Annotated in this window: 14 protein-coding genes; 10 read left to right on the top strand and 4 right to left on the bottom strand. The window is 69.6% G+C overall.

Features of this window, described 5'->3' with window-relative positions:
- The first annotated feature begins 137 nt into the window (after positions 1-137).
- From J2850_RS03865 to J2850_RS03845, 5 genes are all read left to right on the top strand, one after another.
- Positions 138-695, top strand: a complete 558-nt coding sequence (locus J2850_RS03865) for a precorrin-2 dehydrogenase/sirohydrochlorin ferrochelatase family protein (protein ID WP_209978935.1) — start codon at positions 138-140, stop codon at positions 693-695.
- A gap of 145 nt (positions 696-840) precedes the next feature.
- A complete protein-coding gene (locus J2850_RS03860; RefSeq protein WP_246512780.1) occupies positions 841-1,158 on the top strand; it encodes a DUF2849 domain-containing protein in 318 nt (105 codons plus the stop codon).
- A 46-nt stretch (positions 1,159-1,204) separates the two neighbouring features.
- Complete coding sequence (locus J2850_RS03855; protein WP_209978931.1) at positions 1,205-2,896, top strand: nitrite/sulfite reductase; 1,692 nt, start codon at positions 1,205-1,207, stop codon at positions 2,894-2,896.
- Positions 2,883-3,383 (top strand): DUF934 domain-containing protein, encoded by a 501-nt coding sequence (locus tag J2850_RS03850; RefSeq protein WP_209978929.1) that lies wholly within the window; start codon positions 2,883-2,885, stop codon positions 3,381-3,383. The genes J2850_RS03855 and J2850_RS03850 overlap by 14 nt, the downstream gene beginning before the upstream one ends.
- 231 nt (positions 3,384-3,614) lie before the next feature.
- Complete coding sequence (locus tag J2850_RS03845) at positions 3,615-4,502, top strand: tellurite resistance TerB family protein (protein WP_209978927.1); 888 nt, start codon at positions 3,615-3,617, stop codon at positions 4,500-4,502.
- Positions 4,503-4,536: 34 nt separating this feature from the next.
- Here the strand turns inward: J2850_RS03845 and mepK are convergent, their stop codons facing one another.
- Positions 4,537-5,172, bottom strand: a complete 636-nt coding sequence (gene mepK / locus J2850_RS03840; protein WP_246512778.1) for a peptidoglycan L,D-endopeptidase MepK — start codon at positions 5,170-5,172, stop codon at positions 4,537-4,539.
- Between the two features lie 566 nt (positions 5,173-5,738).
- On the opposite strand from mepK, the gene J2850_RS03835 reads away from it, so the two are divergent.
- Positions 5,739-7,022 carry a pentapeptide repeat-containing protein gene (locus J2850_RS03835; protein WP_307353910.1) on the top strand — a complete coding sequence of 428 codons (1,284 nt, stop codon included), beginning with the start codon at positions 5,739-5,741 and terminating at the stop codon, positions 7,020-7,022.
- 103 nt (positions 7,023-7,125) lie between these two features.
- On the opposite strand, the gene J2850_RS03830 is transcribed toward J2850_RS03835, so the two are convergent.
- Genes J2850_RS03830 through J2850_RS03820 form a run of 3 tightly spaced genes read right to left on the bottom strand, consistent with a single transcriptional unit; the run spans position 7,126 to position 11,552 of the window.
- On the bottom strand, positions 7,126-8,844 hold the full coding sequence (locus tag J2850_RS03830) for a sensor histidine kinase (protein WP_209978923.1): 1,719 nt from the start codon (positions 8,842-8,844) through the stop codon (positions 7,126-7,128).
- 30 nt (positions 8,845-8,874) lie between these two features.
- Positions 8,875-9,471 carry a response regulator transcription factor gene (locus J2850_RS03825; RefSeq protein ID WP_209978921.1) on the bottom strand — a complete coding sequence of 199 codons (597 nt, stop codon included), beginning with the start codon at positions 9,469-9,471 and terminating at the stop codon, positions 8,875-8,877.
- Positions 9,468-11,552 carry a PAS domain S-box protein gene (locus tag J2850_RS03820; RefSeq protein ID WP_246512776.1) on the bottom strand — a complete coding sequence of 695 codons (2,085 nt, stop codon included), beginning with the start codon at positions 11,550-11,552 and terminating at the stop codon, positions 9,468-9,470. The genes J2850_RS03825 and J2850_RS03820 overlap by 4 nt, the downstream gene beginning before the upstream one ends.
- A 267-nt stretch (positions 11,553-11,819) precedes the next feature.
- On the opposite strand from J2850_RS03820, the gene J2850_RS03815 reads away from it, so the two are divergent.
- From J2850_RS03815 to J2850_RS03800, 4 genes are all read left to right on the top strand, one after another.
- The gene (locus J2850_RS03815; protein ID WP_209978917.1) at positions 11,820-12,836 is read left to right on the top strand and encodes a TRAP transporter substrate-binding protein; all 1,017 of its coding nucleotides are present in this window, start codon (positions 11,820-11,822) and stop codon (positions 12,834-12,836) included.
- Between the two features lie 201 nt (positions 12,837-13,037).
- Positions 13,038-13,607 (top strand): TRAP transporter small permease, encoded by a 570-nt coding sequence (locus tag J2850_RS03810; RefSeq protein ID WP_209978916.1) that lies wholly within the window; start codon positions 13,038-13,040, stop codon positions 13,605-13,607.
- The gene (locus J2850_RS03805; RefSeq protein ID WP_209978914.1) at positions 13,604-14,902 is read left to right on the top strand and encodes a TRAP transporter large permease; all 1,299 of its coding nucleotides are present in this window, start codon (positions 13,604-13,606) and stop codon (positions 14,900-14,902) included. Before J2850_RS03810 ends, J2850_RS03805 begins: the two co-directional genes overlap by 4 nt.
- 174 nt (positions 14,903-15,076) lie before the next feature.
- Entirely contained in the window at positions 15,077-17,128 is a 2,052-nt protein-coding gene (locus tag J2850_RS03800; RefSeq protein WP_209978912.1) for a molybdopterin oxidoreductase family protein, read from the top strand.
- The last annotated feature ends 195 nt before the right edge of the window (positions 17,129-17,323 follow it).

Raw genomic sequence — 17,323 nt, 5'->3', positions numbered from 1 at the left:
TTGTGCGATGCAACGCTTAGTGTGAAATATGTTGATTGTGACGGGTGGGGTGGGCTAAATACCGCCATGCAGGTGAACCGGACCATATCCCTCAAGCGTCGCCCCCCGCATTTGGCCGGGCGGCGGGGAGAGACGCCGTGATCCCGCTGGCGATCGACCCGGCGCGCGTGTCCATCGCGCTGGCCGGCCAGGGTCCCCTGGCGGTGCGGCGCCTGGCGCAACTGCGCGAGGGCGGTGCCGATCCTGCCGTCTATTCACCGGAGCCCGATGGGGAATTGGCGGCGCTGGCCGGCGACCGCCTCTTCCGCGCCCTGCCGCAGGCCGGCGATCTCGACGGGATCGGCCTGTTGTACGTGATGGGCCTCGGCCCGGAGGCGGAGCAGGCGCTGGCGGAACTCGCGCGGCGGCACCGCGTGCTGGTGAATGTGGAGGATGTGGTCCCGCTCTGCGACTTCCACTCGCCGTCGGTGGTGCGCCGCGGCGACCTCGTGCTGACGGTGTCGACCGGCGGGCGCAGCCCGACGCTGGCCAGCCTGCTGCGCCAGCGGCTCGAGGCCCTGTTCCCCGAGGTGTGGGCGGAGCGCCTGCGCGCCGTCGCCGCCCTGCGCGACCGCCGCCGTGCCGAAGGGGCCGCGATGTCCGAGGTCGCCCGCGAATCCCGCGAGATGATCGCGCGGGAGGGGTGGCTGCCGTGAGCGCGCCGTCGGCGGCCCCGCCGAATTCACTGCCGGACCGTCACCGGTTCGGGTAAGACACCAGACGCGTTCAAGCCGGGCGCGTTCAGGAACGACCAGCCAGGAGAGCCAGATGTCGGCCAAGGATCGATCGAAGGAAGGATCGATGAAAGCCATCACCGCCAACCGCCTGCGCGACGGGGAAGTCGTGTTCCTGGGCGACGGCGGCCGGTGGGTCGAGTCCTTCGCCGAGGCCGCGCTGTTCCCGCGCGACGAGGCCGACGGGGTGCTGGCCGCCGCCAAGGAGAAAGCCGAGCGCGAGCGGTTCGGCGTCGACATCTACGCCTTCGAGGTGGTGGAGCAGGACGGCGTCCCGGTGCCGGCGACGATGCGCGAGCGCATCCGCACCGCCGGCCCGACCGTCCGCACCGATCTCGGCAAGCAGGCCTGGGGCAAGCAGGCCTGGGGCAATCAGGCCGCCTGAAGTCACTGAACGTCGGCCGTTGCGGCGGCCCTGAGGGTTTTTCGACATGAACCACATCGCGCCCGGTGCCCGCGCCGGCATCTATCACTACGACGAGATCGACCGGCAGTTCGTCGCCGAGCGGGTCGAGCAGTTCCGCAAACAGGTCGACCGCCGGCTGTCGGGCGAGCTGACGGAGGAGGAGTTCAAGCCGGTCCGGCTGATGAACGGCCTCTACCTCCAGCTTCACGCCTACATGCTGCGCATCGCCGTCCCCTACGGGGTGATGAGCGCCGTCCAGTTGCGCAAGCTGGCCGAGATCGGCCGCCGGTACGACCGCGGCTACGGCCATTTCACCACCCGCCAGAACCTGCAGTACAACTGGATCAAGCTGGAGGACACCCCGGCGATCCTGCATGAACTGGCCGAGGTCGACATGCACGCGCTGCAGACCAGCGGCAACTGCGTGCGCAACGTGACGACCGATCCCTTCGTCGGCGCCGCGAAGGATGAGGTGGTGGACGGCCGCGTCTATGCCGAGATCCTGCGGCAGTGGACGACGATGCACCCCGAGTTCACCTACCTGCCGCGCAAGTTCAAGATCGCCATCTCCGGCGCCGAGAGCGACCGTGCCGCGGTGCGCATCCACGACGTCGGGCTGCTGGCGCGGCGCAACGACAAGGGCGAGCCCGGCTTCTCCTTCTATGTCGGTGGCGGCCTCGGCCGTTCGCCCTTCGTCGGCAAGCTGGTGCGCGAGTGGGTGGCGCAGGAGGATTTCGTCGCCTACCTGGAAGCCATCCTGCGCGTCTACAACCAGTACGGCCGGCGCGACAACATCTACAAGGCGCGCATCAAGATCCTGGTGCACGAGCTGGGGCTAGAGACGTTCACCCGGGAGGTCGAGGAGGAGTTCGCGCGGCTGCGCGGCCCCAAATACCGCCTGGATCCGGAGGTCGTCGAGGCGATCCGCCAGCACTTCGCCCCGCCGCCCTTCGAGGAGCTGCCCGACCATTCCGACGCGCTGGAGCGCGCCCGCGCGGCCGACCCCGCCTTCGCCAACTGGCTGGCGGTGAATGTCGCGGAGCACAAGGCGCCCGGCTACGCCATCGCCACCATCTCGCTGAAGCCGGCCGGCGGCATTCCCGGCGACGCCACCTGCGACCAGATGGACCTCGTCGCCGACCTCGCGGAGCGCCACAGCTTCGGCGAGCTGCGCGTCACCCACGTCCAGAACCTCGTGCTCGCCCACGTGAAGAAGGACGAGCTGTACGACCTGTGGAAGCGGCTGGACGACGCCGGCCTCGGCAGCGCCAACGCCGGCCTGATCGGCGATATCATCGCCTGCCCGGGCCTGGATTACTGCGCGCTGGCCAACGCCCGCTCGATCCCGCTGGCCCAGGCGATCTCCGCCCGCTTCGCCGACCCCGTCCGCCAGCGCACCATCGGCGAGCTTGGGATCAAGATCAGCGGCTGCATCAACGCCTGCGGCCACCACCATGTCGGCGCCATCGGCATCCTCGGCGTCGACAAGAAGGGCACCGAGTACTACCAGATCACGGTCGGCGGCGACCCGACGCTGACCACGGCGATCGGCGACATCCTCGGCCCGGCGGTGACCGAGACCGAGGCGGTGGACGCCATCGAGGCCATCGTCGACGTCTACCTCGCCAACCGCAGGGACGGGGCGGAGCGCTTCGTCGACACCCTTGCCCGCGTCGGCCATGCCCCGTTCAAGGAGAGAATCTATGCCGCTGATTGAGAATGGGCGCATCGGCGAGGATGCCTGGAGCTTCATCCCCGACGGCGAGCCGGTCCCCAACGACCGTCCGGTCATCATCAGCTTCGAGCGCTGGCAGGCGGAACGCGACAGCTTCGAGGGCCGCAACGCCCGGCTGGGCGTGCGGCTGAAGAGCGGCACGCTGGCGGGCGCCATCGCCGAGGATCTCGACCGCTTCTCGCTGGTCGCGGTCGAGTTCGCGAAGTTCCGCGACGGCCGCGGCTTCTCCACCGCGCGCGAACTGCGGGAGCGCTACGGCTACACCGGCGAGATCCGGGCGGTCGGCCATGTCATCCCCGACCAGTACCTGTTCCTGGTCCGCACCGGCTTCACCTCGGTCGAGGCGCCGGAAGGCACCAACCAGGAAAGCTGGGCCAACGCGCTGAAGGAGATCACCATCGCCTTCCAGCCGAGCCTGGACGACACCCAGCCGCTGTCGCTGCTCCGCCGCAAGCTGAAGGTCGGATAAGCCGGCCGCTCTCCCCGCCTGCCGAAATCACAACGAGCGCCGAGTCCCGACGGGAGTGACCCCGGACGGGACTCGGCGCTTTTTCGTTGCCGGTCGGTGCCGGTCGGTGCCGGGCCGTGGGTTTCAATGGCCCGCACCGTCCCCATGTCTACGGCTCCAGTCTACGGCTCCAGTCTGCGGCGCCCGGCGTCGGCCGGGCATGGCAACCGCGACCCGGCAGGGAGAGAAGCAATGAGCAATCTGAGCAAAGTCCTCGGCGTCATCCTGGCCAACGGTCTGGCCGGCCGCACCGGCCGCGGGCCGGCCTTCGCCGCGGCGATGCCCCTGCTGCTCGGCAAGAAGGGCAAGAAGGGCAAGAAGCACAAGGGGGCCTACGGCCACGGCGTCGCCCATGCGCCGTCCGGCGGGATGGGGCTGTTCCAGAAGGCCGGCCTCGCCTCGCTGGCCTATCTTGCCTACCGTGCCTACCAGGACAGCCAGCGGAATGCCGGCCCCGGCCATCCGCCGGCCGGCTCCGGCCACCCGGCGGGGCCGGCTGCCGGCGCAGGGGGGCAGGGCGCCCCGTTCGGCGGCATCCTCGACCGCCTCGGCCTGGGCGGCATCCTGGGTGGATCGCCCGGCGGTGCGGCCGGCGGGATGGCGCGCGGCGGCTTGGCCGGGGGATTGGCCGGCGGCCTTGGCAGTCAATTGGGCGGCCGCATGGCGGGTGGTCTGGGCGACCGTCTGGCCGACGTGCTGCGCGGCGCCCCGCCTGTGCCCGACCCCGGCGCGGATTTGGGCGAGGCCAAGGCGCTGCTGCTGATCCGTGCGATGATCGCCGCCGCCAATGCCGACGGGCGCATCTCCCCCGAGGAGCAGGGGAGGATCCTGGCCAGCCTGGACGCCGCCCAGGCCGACCCGGAGGACCGGCGGATCGTCGAGGCCGAGCTTCGCTCGCCCCGGCCGATGGACGAGATCGTCCGTGAGGTCCGCGATCCCGACACCGCCGAACAGGTCTATCTCGCGTCGGAACTGGCGGTGCGCGGCGGCGGCGAGGTCGACCGGCAGTATCTCGCCTATCTGGCGGCGCGCCTCGGACTGCCGGAGGAGCGGCGCCGCGACCTCGATTCAATGGTCTGAGCGGCGGGAGGGGAGGGGGCGCTGGCGCCCCCGCTCACCAATGGCGCAGTGGGCCGACGTCGACGTGGACGAAATTGCTTTCCGGGTAGTAGCCGACACCGCCGCCGCGCAGGCTCAGCGCCGCACGCTGGAGGTTCCGCGTCGACAGGCCGGGCACCCGCAGGTCCATCGCCATGCCCCGCATATGGAAGCTGTTCTGCGCCACCCCGGAATGATCGGCCTCCCGCAGCATCGCATTGGATTCCGGCGAGCGGTAGCCGGACACGATCTCGATCGGGCCGCGGCGGCCCAGCTTGCGGCTCAGCGAATGGACCAGATCCAGCAGTTTCGGGTCGATAGCGTGGACGGTGTTGTTGCGGTGGTCGCGCAGCAGGCGGCTGAACGCCTTCAGGGCATCACGCTGGTAGCGGCCCTTGACCCAGTATTCGGCGCTCAGCTTCTCGCCGGTGTGCAGGTTCACCATCGACAGCAGGCGGGGCGGGGCGCGCAGGGCGGCGGCCTCCGCCTGCTCCGGCGTCAGCAGCGTTCCCCCTGTGGCGGTCACCGCCGCCAGGCCCAGCCCGGCGCGCAGAAGAGTGCGGCGATCGAGAGGACGGCATTCGGCGGCGCGGCTGCCGCCGACGCTCGGGCGTGCGGTCGTGATCGACCGGGCGTCCGCTTCCTTCATCATGCTTCCTTCATATCCCGTTGTTCCAAAGGCTCCGGCCCGCCTTTGGCGGGCTGTCTCCCTGGATAGGGCCAAGGTGGGTGCCCTGGCCAAGGTCAGGGCGTGTCGCGGGTCGTTACTCCGAAAGGTGGGACACTTTTAGGATGTTTGTGGCCTTTTCTGTCAAGAAACCATTAGTTAATCGATTGTCCTTTTTGCGCGGGCCAAGGGTTTCCGCCAAACACCGGCCAAGTAACCGCCAAGCTCGCGCTGAAGCTGTTCGCGAACCGTTCGCAGGCGGTTCGATTACAGAACGGTAACGGCCGCGACTCGGGTGAGGAGGGGCGGCGGCGATGGCAGCCCGGGGGCATTCACCGGCCGCAAACCCTGCCGAAGGCTATAGACTCGGGAATGCCGAACCTCATCCCCCGAAAGAGGAAACGCAAAAGGAGATTCCTTCAGCCTTCGGTAAGGAATGATCGGCATGATTGTCGCGATATAATCAATTTCGCGGCGTCAACCTGCCCGTGTCCACAGCCTCCACCACCGTTTCAGCCGTATCCTTCTTTCGGCCGGATCAACTGGCCGACGTGCTGGACCGGCATGCCCGCTGGGTCCGGGGACAGCCGGGCGGCGCCCGCGCCAACCTCGCCATGGCCGATCTGGAGGGGGTCGACCTGTCCAGGCGCGACCTGCGCGGCGCCCGCCTCATCGGTGCCCGGCTCGCCCGCGGCCGGCTCAACGGCACCAATCTGGCCGGGGCCGACCTGTTCGGTGTCGACCTGCGCGATGCCGACATCAGCAGCGCCAACCTGGCGCAGACCGACCTGCGCGGCGCCCGCCTGCGCGCGGCGGATTTCTCCAATGCGATCCTCAAGGGGGCCGACCTTCGTGCCGGTTCGCTGGAGCCCGGCGGCCCCCGCCGCGGTGCCGCGGGTGACGGCCCGACTGGCGATGGCCCGGCTGGCGATGGCCCGACTGGCGACGGCGCGGAGGCCGACGGCACGCGCCAGCTCCACGGGATGGCGCTCGCCCGGATGCAGGCGGGCACGGCCGCGGACGTCGGCATCCCGACCGACCTGACCGGCGCCGTGCTGTGCGGCGCCGACCTGTCGGAGGCCGACCTGAGCGGTGCCGTGCTGCAGAATGCCGACCTGTCGGGCGCGGTGCTGAACGGCGCCGACCTGACCGGGGCGCGGCTGAACGGCGCCAACCTGTCGGGCGCGGCATTGAGCGGCACATGCTTCGACAAGGCCGACATGGTCGGCACCCGCATGGCCGACTGCGACCTGTCGGCCACCCGGATCGACATGGCCCAGATGCCCCGGCCCATCGACAGCATGGGGTCGGAAATCCAGCGCGCCATCTTCGACCACGAGCGCTGGATCGACAGCGTCGGGCAGCGCGGCCAGCGGGCCGACCTGGACGGGGCCGACCTCAGCCGCGCCGACCTGCGCAACGTCAATCTCAGCGCCGCGTCGATGCGCGGCGCCGACCTCTCGGCGGCGGCGCTGACCGGGGCCCGCCTCATCATGACCGACCTGTCGGGCGCCAACCTGGAAGGCGCCAACCTGATGGGGGCCGACCTGTCGGGCGCCAACCTCAGCTACGCCCGGCTCGCCGGTGCCGACCTGACACGGGTGCGGCTTGGGCCGGCGGCGATCAAGGATCCCTCCGGGCGCCCCACCGGGCGGTCGTGGGCGGCGAACCTGATGGGGGCCGACCTGCGCCGCGCGTTGATGGTGGGAACCTGCCTCGTCCAGGCCAACCTGTCCGAAGCCAACCTCGACAGCGCCGAGATGGACGGCGCCGACCTTGCGGGCGCCAAGCTGCGGCGCGCCACGCTGCCCGGCCGTCCCCCGCGCCGGGGATAGGACCGGCCCCTCCGCGGCCTTCTCCCCCCTTTCGGCGGAAAGAGGACCCACCCGGCCGCAGGAGACGGGAGCGGGCGTGTTGGACGGCTGCGGCCGGAGGACCCTACGGCAGCCGGATCGTCACCACCGTGCCCGTTCCCGGCGTGCTCTCCACCGTCATGGTGCCGCCATGGGCCTCGACGAAGCGGCGCGCCAGCGGCAGGCCGAGGCCTGTGCCCGCCTCCGCCTTGGTCAGGTAGTTGTGGACCTGGCGGAACGGCTCCATGGCGATGGCGACCTCCTCGCTGGTCATGCCCACCCCGGTGTCGGTGATGGTGATCACCGCTCCGCTGCCTTGCGGCCCGGTGCCGGCCTCCATCCGCACGCCGCCGCCGGGTGGCGTGAACTTGATGGCGTTGGACAGCAGGTTCAGCACCGCCTGGCGCATCCGCACGCCGTCGGCGGTGATCAGCAGGGCGGGGTCGACAGGGGCCAGAGTCAGCGCCACGTCCTTGCGCAGCGCCAGCGCCTCCACCAGGCCGCGGCAGTCGTCCAGCAGTTCGCCGAGCCCCACCCGGCCCGGAAACAGCTCCAGCTTTCCCGCCTCGATCTTCGCCATGTCCAGGAGTTCGTTGACGAGGTCGAGGAGATGGCGGCCGGATTGGTGGATCGCCGCGATATATTCGACATGCTTGGGCGGTGCCGTGCCGAAGATCCCGGACATCAGCGCCTCGGTGAAGCCGATGATGGCGTTCAGCGGCGTGCGCAGCTCGTGGCTCATGTTGGCCAGGAACTCGCTCTTCGCCCGGTTGGCGGCCTCGGCGAGTTCCTTTTCCGATTCCAGCCGGCGCCGCTGTTCCAGAAGGACCGTCTCGCGGGCATGGCGGACCTCCTGCTCGGCCCGCCGGCGGCGGCCGTAGGCCCGCGACACCAGCAGGGCGAGCGCCAGCGTCCCGGCGCAGGCCGCGGCCCCGCCGCCGATGACGGTGACGCGCATGGCGTCGAGCCGGCTCTGCAGCAGATGGGCGGGCACGCCGAGCGCCACCGTCCAGCCGGTGTTGGGGGAGCGGTGATAGATTCCGTAGACGTCTTCGCCGTTCCGGTTGCGGGCGGCGAACATCCCGTCCGTGCTCGCCGACAGCCGCGCCTCCAGCGTCGGCGTGATGTGCTGGCCGAGGAGCGGCGAGGCATCGCGCGAGCGCGCGGCGATCAGCATCGCGGGATCGATGACCACCGCCGTCCATTCCTCCGGCATGTCGCGCGCCGCCAGCGCGCCGGCCAGGCCCTCCAGCCCGAGGGCGAGCGACAGCACATAGCGGACCCGTTCGAGCCTGTCGTCCGGGTCGTAGCGGAAGATGGGCGCACGCAGGATCAGTGCCGGCCGTCCCGGCGGGCCGCCGGGCGGCAGCACGCCGCCGATCACCGCCTGCCCGGTCTCGATCACCCGGCGCGTGACCTCGTCCAGCCGGGGCGCCGGCAGCGGTTCGATGCCGAAGGGATAATGGGTGTGATAGAGGAACCGGAAGGTGGAGGCGTCGATCAGCCCCATGCCGAGCCAGCCGTTCTGGCTGTGGGCCGCCGCCGTCGTCCTCGCATGCAGGGTCCGCAGGTCGTCGGCATCCGCCTGCAGCAGGACGGCCAGGAGCTTGAGCGGGTGCAGTTGGCTCTCCAGCTCGCGGTCAACCGAGACCGACAGCGATCGGGCGACCCCTTGCAGCTCGCCCTCCATCTTCGCCCGCTCGCGCTCGTCGAGCTGCCAGACCAGCACGGCGCCGAACAGCAGCAGGGGCGCGGTCACGGCCAGGCCGATGGCGATCAGGGAACTGGGCAGGCGGAACCGCAAACCGGGGTGCTCCAGCGGCAACGAAAGGGATCAGGGCGTGGCGGCCAGCAGGCGGGTCAGCTCCACCGCGGTCTTCACCCGCATCTTCTCGAACACGTGGCTGCGGTGGACCTCCACCGTGCGCATGCTGATGCCGAGTTCGTCGGCGATGACCTTGTTCAGGCGGCCGGCGACGACCAGCTCCATCACCTGCCGCTCGCGCTGGGTCAGGGTGGCGAGCCGGGCTGCGACCCCGGCCTGGCCGGCCTCGCGTTCGCGCTGCTCGGCATCGAAGGCCAGCGCCTCGATCACCCGGTCGACCAGCTCGTTGTCGTTGAAGGGCTTCTCGACGAAGTCGCGGGCGCCCTTCTTCAGGGCGCTGACGGCGATGGGGACGTCGCCATGGCCGGTCAGGAAGATCACCGGCATGCGGCAGCCCCTGGCCAGCAGCCGGTCGAACAGCTCCAGCCCGCTCATCCCCGCCATCCGGATGTCCAGCAGCAGGCAGCCGGCGGTGTCCGGCCGCCAGCCCTCCAGGAAGGACTCGGCCGACGGCCAGCCGGCGACCGGCACGCTGCGCGACTGGAACAGCCAGCCGAGCGCGTCGCGGATCGCCTCGTCGTCGTCGATGATGTGCAGCGTGGTCATTCGGCGGCTTCCGCGGCGTCGGTGTCGGGGATGGGGGCGTCGGGGGGCGGTGCGGGGTGGGTGGCAGGGTGGGGGGCGGACTGGTGGATCGGCAGCGTGAACAGGAAGCGGGCGCCCCCGTCCGTGCCCGGCTCGAACCAAAGCCGGCCGCGGTGATGTTCGACGATGGAGCGGCAGATGTTGAGGCCCATTCCCATACCTTCGCGCTTGGTGGTGAAGAAAGGGGAAAAAAGGCGTTCGGCGACCTCCGGAGTGACGCCGCAGCCACGGTCGCGGATCTCCGTCAGGAGGACGCCCCCGTCCTCGCAGATCCCCCCCTCGCAGATCCCCCCCTCGCAACTCCCCCCGTCGCTGCGCCGGACGGTCACGGTCAGGCGGCGCTCGGCGCTCGGCGTGCGGGCCATCGCCTCAATGCCGTTGCGCATCAGGTTCAGCACCACCTGTTGCAGCAGGATGCGGTCGCCGGTGACCGGAGGCAGGCCGGGCTGCGCATCGAGCTCCACCCGCACGCCCAGCCGGTCGGCATCGGCGCCGGTCAGGCCGACGCAATCCTCCAGCACCCCGGCGAGCGAACAGGGCACGACCTTGGGATCGCGCTTGCGCACGAAATCATGGATGCGGCGGACCACCAGCCCGGCGCGCTTGGCCTGGGCCGCCAGTTTCTCCAGGGCGGCCGCCACCTCCTCGGTGTCGAAGCGGTCCGACCGCAACCGGTTCAGGCAGCCGGTGCAGTAGCTGGCGATCGCCGACAGCGGCTGGTTCAGCTCATGGGCCAGCGTCGACGCCATCTCGCCCATGGTGATCAGGCGCGAGGTCTGCTGCAGCCGCTCCTGCTGCTGCCGGGCGAGCTCCTCGCTCCGCTTGCGTTCGGTGATGTCGAGGACGGAGCCCATCCAGCCGGTCTGCCGGCCGTTGGCGTCGATCAGCGGCGCCTCGTAGATCAGCGCGTCGAACCGCTCGCCGCCGGCCCGGCGGAAGCGCATCTCCAGGCCGGCCTCCGGCGCCCGCCCGGCCAGCACGTCGCTCAGCGCGGCTTCGGCGCGGTCGATCTCGTCCGGCAGCCAGTAGGGCATCGGCGGCCCGCAGCCCACAAGCTCCTCCTCGCCCAGCCCGACCATCCGGCAGAAGGCCGGGTTGACGTAGGTGATGCGCCCCTCCAGGTCTCGGGCTCGCATGCCGACCGTCAGGCTGTCCTCCATCGCCTTGCGGAAGGCGTGCTCCTCGCGGAGCGCCTCCTCCGCGCGCAGCCGGCCGGCGATGTGGCGGCGCAGCGACCACAGGCTCCACAGGGCCGAACCGGTCAGGGCGAAGATCGCCGCCACCAGGATGGTGCGCGCGACGTTGCTGTCGCTGGGATAGGCGGTGGCCACCAGCGCCACCCCGTGGCCCGGCGGATCGAAGGGGATGACATGGCTGCGTGCCGGGTCGGGGGCCGGCCCCGCCATCGATCCCGGCGCGGTGATGCGCGACTTCGCTCCCAGCACGGCCCCGGTGGCGTCGACCACCTCGAGCTGATAGCGCTGGGCGAACCACCACGGCACATGGTGGGTCAGCATCTGCTCGAACGAGAAGACGCCGACCAGGGTGCCGAAGAGCGCGCCGTCCCGGTAGACCGGCACCGCCACGTCGAACCCACTGTCGGTGGCGTCGATCCGGTATGGCGCGCCGAATGTCCGGAGGCCGGAGGAGCCGGCGATGCGCATGGCGTCGAGGCGCGGCAGCCGTCCGGGTGGGTCCTCCGGTTCCGCATGCGCGGCCGGTGACCGGGCCAGCGGCGGCTCGGCCAGGCGGGTGCTGCCGTCGGCATCCAGCCACAGCAGCCGCTCGATCGCCGGGTTGGTGTTCACCACCAGGCGTGCCATTGCGGCGAATTGGCGCACATCCACGGTGCCGTGGCCCAGGGCCTCGGCCAGCCGCTCCAGCTTGTCCTCGTCGGAGGTGAGCTGGAAATGGAGGTTCTGTTCCACCCACAGGGCGTCCTTGATCAGCGCCAGCGCCTCCTCGTCGCGTTCGTTGCGGTGGAGCACCCACAGGAACGCGCCCAGCAGCACAACCACCAGCGCCATGGCCGCGATCGGCATGACAGGGGGGGCAGCCCGCCGTGTGCGGGCGGCGGAGGCGGCGGTCGGGACGGGGGGATGGTCTGGCATGGTGGCGGCTGCGGGTGCGGGAAGCGTTCGGTGTCGGGAGGATCGGGGGCGGCAACCGATGGTGGATGTGACGGTGGAGGGGACGGATTCTGCGGATATCCACAATAGCCGCAAACCGCCCGGATATGAACAATGCGCCATAAGTGAAAGGCGGAACATTCAGCCTCACGCACAAACGACACCAGAGGGGACGCACCCATGAAACTCGTCAAGCTCCTGTGCGCCGCGGCGGTCGGCTGCCTGATGTCGGCCTCGCTGTCGCCGGCGCAGGCCCAGGATCCGATCGTCATCAAGTTCAGCCACGTCGTCGCGCCGGAGACGCCGAAGGGCAAGGGTGCCGAGAAGTTCAGGGAACTGGCGGAGAAGATGACCAACGGTCGCGTGAAGATCGAGGTCTATCCGAACAGCCAGCTCTACAAGGACAAGGAGGAGCTGGAGGCGCTGCAGCTCGGCGCCGTGCAGATGCTGGCCCCGTCGCTCGCCAAGTTCGGGCCGCTCGGCGCCAAGGAATTCGAGGTCTTCGACCTGCCCTACATCTTCCCGGACAAGGTGGTCCTGCAGCGGGTGACGGAAGGGCCGGTCGGCAAGAAGCTGTTCCAGAAGCTGGAGAGCAAGGGCATCATCGGCCTGGCCTACTGGGACAACGGCTTCAAGATCATGAGCGCCAACAAGCCGCTCACCATGCCGGCGGACATGAAGGGCCTGAAGATGCGCATCCAGTCGTCCAAGGTCCTGGACGCCCAGATGCGCGCGCTCGGCGCCCTGCCGCAGGTGATGGCCTTCTCGGAAGTGTACCAGGCGCTGCAGACCGGCGTCGTCGACGGCACGGAGAATCCGCCGTCGAACATGTACACCCAGAAGATGCATGAGGTTCAGAAGCACGCCACGCTGACCAACCACGGCTATCTCGGCTATGCGGTCATCGTGAACAAGAAGTTCTGGGAAGGGCTGCCGGCGGACGTCCGCGGCCAACTGGAAACCGCGATGAAGGAGGCGACCAAGTTTGCCAACGACATCGCCCAGGCCGAGAACGACACCTCGCTGGCCCAGATGAAGGCCGCCGGCACCACCCAGTTCCACGAGCAGTCCAAGGAAGAGCGGGCGGCCTGGATGCAGGCGCTGAAGCCGGTCCACAAGGATGCCGAATCCCGCGTCGGCAAGGAGCTGATCGAGGAGATCTACAAGGAAGCCGAGGCCGCCGGCTACAAGATGTAAGCGGCGCGGCAACGCCCGATACCCCCTCTCCCGCGCCGCCTGCCGCGCACATTTTCCGGGCCGTTCATTTCCCGGACGCGGCGCGCGGCGCGCAGGGAGAGGGCAGGGGGCCGCGCAAGGCCGCGACACCCCTCCCTTTCCGCCGTGGGAAGGGGACGATCATGCCCCGACGATCTCCGCCGACCTGGAGAGCACCCCGATATGTTCATGAAAATTCTCGACCGTCTTGAGGAGGCGCTGATCGCCTCGCTCATGGCGGGGGCGACGCTCGTCATCTTCGCGGCCGTCGTCCATCGCTACCTGTCCGGCGTCCCGGTGGTCCAGGACTATGTGCTGCACTGGAACCTCGCCTGGGCGCAGGAGCTGTGCATCTACATGTTCGTGTGGATGGCCAAGTTCGGCGCCGCCTACGGCGTGCGCACCGGCATCCATGTCGGCGTCGACGTCATCATCAACCGGATGGAACCGAACCTGCGCGGCAAGTTCGTGCTGTTCGGGCTGGGGGCCGGCGCGCTCTTCACCGGCATCGTCGGATCGCTGGGCGCCCGCTTCGTCTACCACATCTCGGAGACGGACCAGGTGTCGGCCGACCTGGAATGGCCGATGTGGATCATCTACCTGGCGGTGCCGCTCGGCTCCTACCTGATGTGCTTCCGCTTCCTCCAGGTCGCCTGGACCTTCGTCCGCACCGGTGAACTGCCCCATCACGACCATGCCCAGGTCGATGGCATCGACCCGGTCGAGGCCGCCAAGGAAGGAGGTCCGGCATGAACGCCGCCATCATCTTCGGGCTCCTGCTGGCCCTCATGCTCACCGGCATGCCGATCTCGATCTCGCTCGGCCTGACGGTTCTGTCCTTCCTGTTCTTCATGACCGACGTGCCGATCGACGCCGTCGCCCTGAAGCTGTTCACCGGCATCGAGAAGTTCGAGATCATGGCGATCCCGTTCTTCATCCTGGCCGGCAACTTCCTGACCCATGGCGGTGTCGCCCGCCGCATGATCAACTTCGCCACCTCGATGGTCGGCCACTGGAATGGCGGACTGGGGCTGGCCGGCGTCATGGCCTGCGCGCTCTTCGCGGCGGTGTCGGGCTCCAGCCCGGCGACGGTGGTCGCCATCGGCTCGATCATCCTGCCGGCGATGGTGGCGCAGGGGTTCCCGAAGAATTTCGGCGCCGGCATCATCACCACCTCGGGCGCGCTCGGCATCCTGATCCCGCCGTCGATCGTGATGGTGATGTACTGCGTCGCCACCACCGGCCATCCGCAGGCCGCCTCGATCGGCCAGATGTTCATCGCCGGCGTGGTGCCGGGCATCCTGCTGGCCTGCTTCCTCGGCTTCACCACCTGGTTCCGCGCCCGCAAGTTCGGCTATCCGCGCCTGCCCAAGGCCAGCTTGCGCCAGCGCCTGCACGCCCTGCGCGAGAGCTTCTGGGGCCTGCTGCTGATCATCGTCGTCATGGGTGGCATCTACAGCGGCATCTTCACCCCGACCGAGGCGGCGGCGATGGCCGCGGTCTACGCCTTCGTCGTCGCCGTCTTCATCTACAAGGACATGCCGCTGTCGCGCGTGCCGAAGGTGCTGCTGGACAGCGCCAGCATGTCGGCGATGCTGCTCTACATCATCACCAACGCGGTGCTCTTCTCCTTCCTGATGACGTCGGAGCAGATCCCGCAGAACATGGCGGCCTGGATCCTCGACCAGAACATGGGCGTGTGGGTCTTCCTGCTGGTGGTGAACATCATCCTGCTGGCCGCCGGCAACTTCATGGAGCCGTCGTCGATCGTCCTGATCATGGCGCCGATCCTGTTCCCGGTCGCCATGAAGCTCGGCATCGACCCGGTGCATTTCGGCATCCTGATCATCGTGAACATGGAGGTCGGCATGTGCCATCCGCCGGTCGGCCTGAACCTGTACGTCGCCAGCGGCATCACCAAGATGGGCATCACCGAGCTGACGGTGGCGGTGTGGCCGTGGCTGCTGACGATGCTGATCTTCCTCGGCCTCATCACCTACGTCCCGGCGATCACCCTGTGGTTCCCCCGCCTGCTGGGCTTCATGTGAAGCCATAGCCGGCAAGGGTCGTTTCTTTCGCGTGCACCGGGGGCCGCGAAGTCCGGAAGCGGGACTTCGCGGCCCCTTCGCATGTCGGCCCCGATGCTGTTGTTCATTGAAGTGCCGGCGACGCACGGCCTACACTTCGCGCTTTCCCGCCGCCAGCCAGACCAGAGGTTAGCCTTGCCGGCCCAGTTCCTTCCCACCGCCTGTCCGCACGACTGCCCCAGCACCTGCGCCCTGGAGGTGGAGCGTCTCGCCCCCGACCGCATCGGCAAGGTGCGCGGGGCGGCGGAGAACAGCTACACCGCCGGCGTCATCTGCGCCAAGGTCAGCCGCTATGCCGAGCGGGTGCATTCACCGGACCGGCTGAAGACCCCGCTGCTGCGCAGCGGACCCAAGGGATCGGGCCAGTGGCGGGAGATCGGCTGGGACGAGGCGCTGGACCGCATCGCGGAGTCCTTCCTCACCGCCGAGCGGACCCATGGCCCGGAAGCCGTCTGGCCCTATTTCTACGCCGGCACCATGGGGCTGGTGCAGCGCGGCGCCATCCAGCGCCTGCGTCACGCCAAGGGCTACTCCCGCCAGACCAGCACGGTGTGCGACACGCCGGCCAACATGGGCTGGCTCGCCGGCTACGGCGACATCCGCGGCGCCGACCCGCGCGAGATGGCGGAGAGCGACCTGATCGTCAACTGGGGCGGCAACCCGGTGGCGACCCAGGTCAACGTGATGACCCATGTCAGCCGCGCCCGCAAGGGCCGCGGGGCGAAGCTGGTCACCATCGATCCCTACCGCACCGGCACCGCCGAGGTGTCGGACCTCCACCTGATGCTGCGGCCGGGCACCGACGGCGCGCTGGCCTGCGCGGTGATGCATGTGCTTTTCCGCGACGGCCACGCCGACCGCGCCTATCTCACCCGGCTGGCCGGCGACACCGCGCGGCTGGAGGTGCATCTCGCCACCCGCACACCGGAATGGGCGGCTGGGATCACCGGCCTGACCGTCGCGGAGATCGAGGAATTCGCCCGCCTCTACGGCACCACCAAGCGGTCCTATCTGCGCATCGGCTACGGCCTGTCGCGCGCCCACAACGGCGCCGCCCAGGTCCATGCCGTGTCCTGCCTGCCGGTGGTCACCGGCGCCTGGCAGCACAAGGGGGGCGGGGCGCTCTACTGCTCGTCCGGCATCTACAAGCTGGACAAGACCGTGTCGGAGGGGCTGGACCGTCTCGACACGTCGGTGCGCAGCTTCGACCAGTCGCGGATCGGCGCGGTGCTGACCGGCGACCCCCGCGACCTGGCCAGCGGGCCGCCGGTGACGGCGATGCTGATCCAGAACACCAACCCGGTGACGATCTGCCCGGATTCCAACCGCGTCCGCCAGGGCTTCCTGCGCGAGGACCTGTTCGTGGCGGTGCACGAGCAGTTCATGACCGACACGGCCAAGCTCGCCGACCTGGTGATCCCCGCCACCACCTTCCTGGAGCATGACGACATCTACCGCGGCGGCGGCCAGATGCACATCCTGATCGGCCGCAAGGTGATCGAGCCGCAGTTCGAGGCGCGCGAGAACCACTGGGTGATCTCCGAGATCGCGCGGCGGGTCGGCGCCGAGCATCCGGGCTTCGGCATGACCGCGCTGGAGATCATCGACGCCATGCTGAAGGCGTCCGGCCTCGGCGATGCCGAGACGCTGACCGAGCAGCGCTGGATCGACGCCCAGCCCGATTTCGAGACCTCGCATTTCCTCAACGGCTTCGCGCATCCCGACGGCAAGTTCCGCTTCGCCCCGGACTGGAGGGCGCTCGGCCCCTATGGCGGCATGCCGGAGATGCCCGACCACATGGCCCCCGGCCGCGACGCCGACGCCGAACACCCGTTCCGCCTCGTCACCGCCCCGGCCCGCCAGTTCCTCAACACCTCCTTCACCGAGACCCTGACCGCCCAGCGGCGCGAGGGCCGTCCCACCGCACTGATCCACCCCGACGACGCGGTGGCGCTGACGCTCGGCGACGGTGATGCGGTGCGTCTCGGCAACCCGCAGGGCAGCGTCGTCGTCCACGCCAAGCCCTTCGCCGGGGTGCCGCGCGGCGTGGTGATCGTCGAGGGCATCTGGCCGAACAGCGCCTTCGTCGAAGGCATCGGCATCAACAGCCTGACCTCGCCCGAACCGGTCCCGCCGGCCGGCGGCGCCGCGTTCCACGACACCGCGGTGTGGATGCGCGCGGCGTAGGTCCTGCGGCGCTTGCCCCCTCCCTGACCCTCCCCCGCTTCGCGGGAGAGGGAACTCCGCTGCATGTCGGCAAAGCTGTATCCCCGCAAAGCTCCTACCCCCTCTCCCGCGAAGCGGGGGAGGGATGGGGAGGGGGCATCCCGCGCCACCACCCCGCCGGCCCACATCCCACCCCTGCCCACGCCCGCCGTGCAG

This window comes from Azospirillum picis (assembly GCF_017876115.1).
GTDB classification, from domain to species: Bacteria; Pseudomonadota; Alphaproteobacteria; order Azospirillales; family Azospirillaceae; genus Azospirillum; species Azospirillum picis.
This window is presented reverse-complemented; position numbering and strand designations above follow the sequence as displayed.

Coding starts and splice junctions, on each gene's coding strand:
- J2850_RS03860 (WP_246512780.1), top strand. CDS start 841: ATGAAAGCCATCACCGCCAACCGCCTGCGCGACGGGGAAGTCGTGTTC.
- J2850_RS03855 (WP_209978931.1), top strand. CDS start 1,205: ATGAACCACATCGCGCCCGGTGCCCGCGCCGGCATCTATCACTACGAC.
- J2850_RS03850 (WP_209978929.1), top strand. CDS start 2,883: ATGCCGCTGATTGAGAATGGGCGCATCGGCGAGGATGCCTGGAGCTTC.
- J2850_RS03845 (WP_209978927.1), top strand. CDS start 3,615: ATGAGCAATCTGAGCAAAGTCCTCGGCGTCATCCTGGCCAACGGTCTG.
- mepK (WP_246512778.1), bottom strand. CDS start 5,172: ATGATGAAGGAAGCGGACGCCCGGTCGATCACGACCGCACGCCCGAGC.
- J2850_RS03825 (WP_209978921.1), bottom strand. CDS start 9,471: ATGACCACGCTGCACATCATCGACGACGACGAGGCGATCCGCGACGCG.
- J2850_RS03820 (WP_246512776.1), bottom strand. CDS start 11,552: ATGCCGATCGCGGCCATGGCGCTGGTGGTTGTGCTGCTGGGCGCGTTC.
- J2850_RS03815 (WP_209978917.1), top strand. CDS start 11,820: ATGAAACTCGTCAAGCTCCTGTGCGCCGCGGCGGTCGGCTGCCTGATG.
- J2850_RS03810 (WP_209978916.1), top strand. CDS start 13,038: ATGTTCATGAAAATTCTCGACCGTCTTGAGGAGGCGCTGATCGCCTCG.
- J2850_RS03805 (WP_209978914.1), top strand. CDS start 13,604: ATGAACGCCGCCATCATCTTCGGGCTCCTGCTGGCCCTCATGCTCACC.